This is a genomic window from Denitrificimonas caeni, from assembly GCF_905120345.1.
GTDB classification, from domain to species: domain Bacteria; phylum Pseudomonadota; class Gammaproteobacteria; order Pseudomonadales; family Pseudomonadaceae; genus Denitrificimonas; species Denitrificimonas caeni_A.
In genome coordinates this window covers 1-7,027 of sequence record NZ_CAJHOA010000015.1, presented here as the reverse complement: position 1 = coordinate 7,027, position 7,027 = coordinate 1, and the positions used below count along the sequence as shown (strand labels likewise).

The window sequence follows — 7,027 nt, the reverse complement described above, 5'->3', positions numbered from 1 at the left end:
GGGCTTCTTGGTGCTGATCACCTATGTGCCGAGCATCTCGATGGGCTTGCCGAACATGTTGGGGATGTAACGTGCGAGTCATTAAAAAAGCACCTTAGGGTGCTTTTTTAATGCTCAGCGGCCTGGCGTTCAATCAGTAAGTTAACCAGCTTGCTTAAGTATTGCGGCAACGCTGAAAACTCCCGTGCGAGTACCGAGCGTTTACGAATGGCCCATGGCTCATTAAGTTTGATGATTTTTATTTTGCAGGTTTGCTGTTGGCGTAAAGCCGCTGAGTGAGGCAGCACGGCAATACCAACACCGGCTTCGACCATGCGACACATGGCATCAAAGCTGGAGATTTGAATACGAATATTGAGCTGCTGTTGCATCTCTAACGCCTGCTCTTTTAAGAATTGCACAAGGCTGGTGCCATCATGCAAGCAAATCTGGTGGAAGGGTAAAAGGTCATTAAACAGCACCTGTTGATATTGGCTCAGAGGATGGTCTATGGGGGTCGCGAGAACTAATTTATCAGTGCTTAAATGCAGTGATTCAATATTTTTCTCATGCACTTCTCCGGCTGAAATACCTATATCAGTTGAGCCATTCACCACTGCTCGAATAATATCGCGATGGACTCGTTCTTGGAGATCGATGGTTACCCCTGGATGCATCACTAAGAAATCAGATAGAATTTTCGGTAAGAAATCAGTCACGGCTGTGGTATTGGCCAAAATACGAATATGTCCCGTCATTCCAGTATTCATCTGGGATAGGTCGTTTTTCATATAATTAGCTTGTTTTAAAATCAGTCGAGCATGTTGTAGCAAGGTATTGCCGACGGCTGTCAGCTCAATCCCTCGTGTGTGGCGGTAGAGTAGTTTCGCACCGAGTTGCTCCTCTAAATTTTTAATTCTTGAGCTGGCCGCAGCCGTCGAAATAAAAGATTTTTTAGCACCATGGGTCATATTTTGCGTGTCTGCGATATTACAAAATAAACGTAAATCAATGAAGTCGAAGTGCATTTTTAGATCACCTGTAGAGTTAAGCAAAGGTTAACGGTGGGTACGTTAACTTGATATTTACATAACTCGAGATGATTGTAACTATGCATCAACAGAAAATAAAAAAAGGAGCATCCAATGCAGTCTAAAGACTTCTCTGCTTGGCTAGGAAATACTCAGCAAGTAGAAAGCATTATTGATGGTGAGCATGTGGCACGTATTGCCGTGACCCTGAATGAGCCAACACCACAATTAAATGACGAGTTACCCCTGCTTTGGCATTGGGCTTTTTTTGAAGAGCGTATGGCGGCGGACTCTTTAGGCCGAGACGGCCATCCACAACTGGGTGAGTTTTTACCACCGACCGAAAATAGAAATCGGATGTGGGCGGGTGGTCGTGTTGAGTTCATTAAGCCGTTATTGGTCGGCGTAAAAACTCAGTGCAAAGTCACCGTGACCCATATTGTCGAAAAGCAGGGTAGTACCGGTAGTTTACTGTTTGTCACCCTGACCTATGAGTATTCGCAGGGCGGTGAGTTGGCCATTCATGAAGAGCGTGACTTGGTGTATCGCGAGCCGACAGCACCGAAACTCGAGCCAGGAAAAGTTGCTAAAGCAGCTGAATGGAGTACCGAGGTTATCCCTTCATCAGTGTTGTTGTTTCGTTACTCAGCGGTCACCTTTAACGGTCATCGCATTCATTACGATTACCCCTATGTCACCGCGGTTGAAGGCTATCCAAACCTTGTCGTGCATGGTCCTTTACTGGCCACATATTCGTTACAGGCGTGTGTCAAAGCCAACCCAGAAAAAACAGTTAAGACGTTTTCATACCGTGGCTTGCGTCCACAAATTCTTCCGGAAGCATTCAAGTTACAAGGTAGCTTGCTTGATTCTCAGCATGCCGAAGTTTGGGCATGTAATAGCAGTGGCCTCGTGCAGCAAGGCTTAGTTGAATTTTATTAGTATATTGAAGGGAACAAAAATGATAAATCCTTACAGCGAAGAAATGAATGCGATCCGTGAAGGTGTACAAGCGTTGTGTGCTGAGTTTGGCAACCAATATTGGCGCGAAATTGATGAAGCTAAAGCCTTTCCTGAAAAGTTTGTGAATGCGTTTACTGATGCTGGCTGGTTGGCGGCAATGATCCCTGAAGAATACGGTGGATCGGGTCTAGGCTTGGCTGAGGCTTCAGTGATTCTTGAGGAAGTGAACCGTTGTGGCGGTAACTCCGGCACAGTGCATGGCCAGATGTACAACATGTTTACCTTGTTACGTCATGGCAGTGAAGAGCAAAAGCAACAGTACTTACCGAAAATTGCTGCCGGAAAATTGCGTTTACAGTCGATGGCAGTCACCGAGCCAAGCGCCGGCACTGACACCACTAAGATTAAAACGACTGCGGTGCGTAAAGGCGATAAGTATGTGATTAACGGCCAAAAAGTTTGGATCTCACGGGTTCAACATTCTGACTTAATGATCCTGTTAGCGCGCACCACACCACTCAACGAAGTGAAGCGTAAAGCGGATGGCATGTCGATTTTCATTGTTGATATCGCTGAAGCACAAAAAAATGGTTTAACTGTGCAGCCGATTAGCAACATGGTGAATCATGAAACCAACGAGTTGTTTTTTGATAATTTAGAAATTCCGGCAGAAAACCTGATTGGTGAGGAAGGCAAAGGCTTTCGTTATATTCTCGATGGTTTAAACGCTGAGCGCGCTTTGATTGCCGCTGAATGTATTGGTGATGGCCGTTGGTTTGTGGAAAAAGCAGCCAGTTATGCCAATGAGCGTGTGGTGTTTGATCGTCCTATTGGTAAAAACCAAGGGGTACAGTTTCCGATTGCCGAAGCGCATATCGAGATTGAAGCAGCAGATCTGATGCGCTGGCGTGCGTGTGATGAATATGACAACGGCAAAAATGCTGGTGCCAGCGCCAATATGGCTAAATATCTAGCGGCTAAAGCCTCTTGGGAGGCAGCCAATGCCTGCTTACAAACCCACGGGGGTTTTGGTTTTGCCTGCGAATATGACGTTGAACGTAAGTTCAGAGAAACACGTCTGTATCAGGTTGCCCCGATCTCTACCAACCTGATCTTGTCCTATGTTGCCGAGCACTTACTGGGCTTGCCACGTAGTTTTTAAGCTGACCGTGCTGGGTGAAATTAAAGAAGGGGTGCTGTTTTTAGCCTCTCTGGATTTTACCCAAAAATCCAACTCTGTGTCTCGCAGTGTCGCGAACGATCTTAATGCGCTTTGGTTCGCGCAATGGCCTTGTGCGCTCTAAAAAGCACCTTGGTATGTACAGAGTAGGACGGCAGTTGAAGTGGTCAATAGTATTTTAATGCTTACACAGAACACGTAAGGCTGTGCTTAAACCGATAGCCGCCGACCTGTCTCTGTCTGTTTGAGCGGAGTATGACGATGCAGAATAATAATATACGCCCATTGGATGGTATTACGGTGGTGAGTTTAGAACACGCCATCGCCGCTCCTTTTTGTACCCGACAATTAGCCGATTTAGGTGCGCGCGTGATTAAAGTTGAACGCCCGCATGTTGGCGACTTTGCTCGTGGCTATGATCAACGCGTGAATGGTTTAGCTTCACACTTTGTCTGGACCAATCGTTCCAAAGAAAGCTTAACCCTTGATGTGAAACATGCTGAAGCACAGCCGGTTTTACACGCTTTGCTCGAGAAAGCCGATATTTTAGTGCAGAACTTAGCACCAGGTGCCGCCTCGCGTTTAGGCCTGAGCTTTGAAGACCTGCATGAGAAATATCCGCAGTTGATTGTCTGCAACATCTCCGGCTATGGCGAAGGCGGTAGTTACGCGAAGAAAAAAGCCTATGACTTGTTGATTCAAAGTGAGGGTGGTTTTTTATCGGTAACCGGCGGCAGTGGCGAAGATGAAATGGCCAAAGCTGGTTGTTCTATTGCTGATATTGCTGCGGGTATGTATGCCTACAGTGGCATATTAGCCGCGCTGCAATTGCGCCAGAAAACCAATAAAGGCAGCAAACTCGATATTTCTATGCTGGAAAGCTTAGTCGAGTGGATGGGTTATCCCTTGTATTACGCCTACCAACAACAAACGCCTCCTGCGCGAGCGGGTGCTGCACATGCCACGATTTATCCGTATGGACCTTTTGCTGTGGGTACTGAAGGGACGGTGATGCTTGGCTTGCAGAATGAGCGTGAGTGGCGCGCATTCTGTGTTGAGGTTTTACAGCAGCCGCACTTGCTTGAGCAAGAGCGTTTTTCCAGTAATTTTCAGCGCTCTGAGAATCGCCAAGCACTGAAGCACATTATCCTCGATTGCTTTGCCCAACATTCCGTGGCTGAGGTTGTGCAGCGTCTTGAGTTGGCCGGTATTGCCAATGCACAGGTCAATGATATGCAGCAGGTTTGGCAACATCCGCAGCTAAAAGAACGCAATGCGTGGCGCACGGTACACACCTCGGCAGGTGATATTCCAGCTTTGCTGCCCCCCGCGCGTAACAATGAGTTTGAACCGCGGATGGATCCAGTTCCTGATCTTGGCCAGCACAATAACAGTCTGTTAGCAGAGCTTGGTTTTACTGCTGAACAAATAACCGCTCTGACCCAGAACGAAGTGATTTAAGGAAACGTTATGTCGAAAGTATTACGTAGCTTCTTATTTGTACCGGCGACTCGGCCAGAGCGCATTAATAAAGCCTTGGCCAGTGGTGCTGATGGCGTGATTGTTGATTTAGAGGATGCGGTTGAAGAAACAGCGAAAGGACAAGCGCGGACTAATTTAGTCGAGTATTTTGCCGAAAATCCCTCAGCACAAATCTTTTTGCGAATTAACAGCATACAAGATACAGCCAACCATCAAGCGGATTTAGCACTCTGTGGCTACCCTCAGGTGATTGGCATATTTTTGCCTAAAGCAGAGCAGGCAGAAACCATTAATGCCTTATTTAAGCAGATCAATAAACCACTGTTATTGATTATTGAAACTGCTCTAGGGGTCGATCAAGTCAGCCAGTTGGCTCAGGCCGATGGGGTCCAGCAATTATCGTTTGGTGCCTTAGATTTAGCCTTGGATTTAGGCTTTCGCACGGGTACTGAGGCAGCACAACAGCTGTGTGATCAAGTCCGAGGTTTATTGTTGGTGGCGTCACGTCTGGCCGGTATTGCCGCACCGATTGATGCGGTTTATCCGCGCATTGCGGATAGCGATGGTCTCTTGCAGCAGGCGCGATATGCCGCGGATATGGGCATGGGTGGCATGTTGTGTATTCATCCCAAGCAAATTAACCCCGTCCATCAAGCGTTTTCTCCTGATGCGGAGGAAATTCAATGGGCTGAGGAAGTCCTTGCTTTATATGCCGAGCATGAACAGGGCGTGTTTATGCTCAATGGAGAAATGATAGATGCACCAGTTATTGCTAAAGCACGAGGAATAGTTGCCTACGCAAAATAAATGCTCTGACTACAACTAAAAAACAAACTATTACAAAAATAAAAGGTGGTTTTATGAAAAATTGGCGAATACTCGTGGCCGCGCTTGGCTTGTTTGCAACCAGTGCTGCTTTCGCATCTGATGTTATTAGCATCAAATTCTCGCATGTTGTCGCTGATAACACGCCTAAAGGCAAAGGCGCCTTGTTATTCAAACAATTAGCCGAAGAGCGTCTACCTGGTCGGGTTAAAGTTGAGGTATATGCCAACTCCTCCTTGTTTGGTGACGGTAAAGAAATGGATGCTTTGCTGCTGGGCGATGTGCAGATGATTGCACCCTCCTTAGCCAAGTTTGAACATTACTCTAAACCCATTCAGATTTTTGACTTGCCGTTCTTATTTGATGATATGGAAGCGGTTGATCGCTTTCAAAAAAGCCCTACTGGGCAAGCACTGTTGACCAGCATGGAAGATAAAGGCATTACCGGTTTAGGTTATTGGCACAATGGTTTGAAGCAGTTATCGGCAAATAAACCACTACGCAGCCCGAAAGATGCGCGTGGTCTAAAGTTCCGTGTACAAGCTTCTGCGGTATTGGATGAGCAGTTTAAAGCACTGCGTGCTAACCCTCGTAAAATGAGCTTTGGCGAAGTTTACCAAGGTCTGCAAACTGGCGTAGTCAATGGCACTGAGAATACATGGTCCAACTACTACAGTCAGAAAGCCTATGAAGTGCAATCCTATATGACTGAGTCAAACCATGGCTTGGTTGATTATATGGTCATCACTAACACCGCGTTCTGGAATGGTCTACCCGCCGATATTCGTACTGAGTTGAGCACGATTATGGAGGAGGTGGCTGTTGAAGTGAACCTGCACGCTGAAGAGCTGAATCTGCGTGATAAGCAGGCGATTATTGATAGCGGTAAAACCGAAGTCATTACTTTAACCAAAGAGCAGCGTGAGCAATGGCGTGCTCAGGTCAAACCGGTTTGGAAAAAGTTTGAAAAAGAAATTGGTGCTGAGCGTATTGAGGCAGCACAAGCGTCTAACCAGTAGTCAGCAAGCAAGCCGTTATGCAGCCGAATGTGCTGCGTAACGGTGTAGTTGCCTCTGACTGCTGGCGTCCTAGTTTAGCTATCCGTTTCGGGAGAATACTTATGAATGCTGTGCGCCTGATTTGGGATCGCTTTGAGGAAGGCTTTATTGTTTTCTTGCTGGCGACGATGACGCTGGTGACCTTTGTTTATGTGATTTTGAATAACCTCTATACCTTTTTTTATAGTGTGGGTGAGCGTTACGCAGAGAGTGCGGAAGGCGTCTCTGAGATTTTTTATAGTATTGGCGATGTGATTTTAGACATCGTGCAAGGTATGACTTGGAGTAATGCTTTAACCAAAGCACTGTTTGCTTGGCTGATTTTCTTTGGTTTGGCGTACGGCGTGCGTATCGGTGGGCATATTGGTGTGGATGCTTTGGTTAAGTTAGCCTCGCGCTCCACGCAGCGTATCATTGCGATCATCGCCTGCTTCTTCTGCTTAGGCTATGCCGGATTATTAAGTGTGGCGAGTTTTGAGTGGATTAGCACGCTTATGCAGGCTTCGATT

General features: G+C 46.6%; 7 protein-coding genes. 6 read left to right on the top strand and 1 reads right to left on the bottom strand.

Going from position 1 to position 7,027, the window contains the following annotated elements; all coding sequences use genetic code 11:
* Nucleotides 1-107 precede the first annotated feature (107 nt).
* A complete protein-coding gene (locus tag JYJ62_RS15750; protein WP_205343195.1) occupies nucleotides 108-1,007 on the bottom strand; it encodes a LysR family transcriptional regulator in 900 nt (299 codons plus the stop codon).
* Nucleotides 1,008-1,124: 117 nt separating this feature from the next.
* Between JYJ62_RS15750 and JYJ62_RS15745 the strand changes: the two genes are divergently transcribed.
* The 6 genes from JYJ62_RS15745 to JYJ62_RS15720 all read left to right on the top strand — a co-directional run.
* Nucleotides 1,125-1,952, top strand: coding sequence for an FAS1-like dehydratase domain-containing protein (locus JYJ62_RS15745; protein WP_205343194.1), 828 nt, complete (start codon nucleotides 1,125-1,127; stop codon nucleotides 1,950-1,952).
* 22 nt (nucleotides 1,953-1,974) lie between these two features.
* On the top strand, nucleotides 1,975-3,135 hold the full coding sequence (locus JYJ62_RS15740) for an acyl-CoA dehydrogenase family protein (protein ID WP_205343196.1): 1,161 nt from the start codon (nucleotides 1,975-1,977) through the stop codon (nucleotides 3,133-3,135).
* A gap of 273 nt (nucleotides 3,136-3,408) precedes the next feature.
* Complete coding sequence (locus tag JYJ62_RS15735) at nucleotides 3,409-4,614, top strand: CaiB/BaiF CoA transferase family protein (protein WP_420042855.1); 1,206 nt, start codon at nucleotides 3,409-3,411, stop codon at nucleotides 4,612-4,614.
* A gap of 9 nt (nucleotides 4,615-4,623) precedes the next feature.
* A complete protein-coding gene (locus JYJ62_RS15730; protein ID WP_205343192.1) occupies nucleotides 4,624-5,442 on the top strand; it encodes an HpcH/HpaI aldolase/citrate lyase family protein in 819 nt (272 codons plus the stop codon).
* 53 nt (nucleotides 5,443-5,495) lie between these two features.
* On the top strand, nucleotides 5,496-6,479 hold the full coding sequence (locus JYJ62_RS15725) for a TRAP transporter substrate-binding protein (protein ID WP_205343191.1): 984 nt from the start codon (nucleotides 5,496-5,498) through the stop codon (nucleotides 6,477-6,479).
* Between the two features lie 101 nt (nucleotides 6,480-6,580).
* On the top strand, nucleotides 6,581-7,027 hold a 447-nt coding region (locus JYJ62_RS15720), incomplete at its 3' end, for a TRAP transporter small permease (protein WP_205343190.1).

Excerpts from the sequence above, each read along its gene's own strand:
- JYJ62_RS15750 (WP_205343195.1), bottom strand. The coding sequence starts at position 1,007 with ATGCACTTCGACTTCATTGATTTACGTTTATTTTGTAATATCGCAGAC.
- JYJ62_RS15745 (WP_205343194.1), top strand. The coding sequence starts at position 1,125 with ATGCAGTCTAAAGACTTCTCTGCTTGGCTAGGAAATACTCAGCAAGTA.
- JYJ62_RS15735 (WP_420042855.1), top strand. The coding sequence starts at position 3,409 with ATGACGATGCAGAATAATAATATACGCCCATTGGATGGTATTACGGTG.
- JYJ62_RS15730 (WP_205343192.1), top strand. The coding sequence starts at position 4,624 with ATGTCGAAAGTATTACGTAGCTTCTTATTTGTACCGGCGACTCGGCCA.
- JYJ62_RS15725 (WP_205343191.1), top strand. The coding sequence starts at position 5,496 with ATGAAAAATTGGCGAATACTCGTGGCCGCGCTTGGCTTGTTTGCAACC.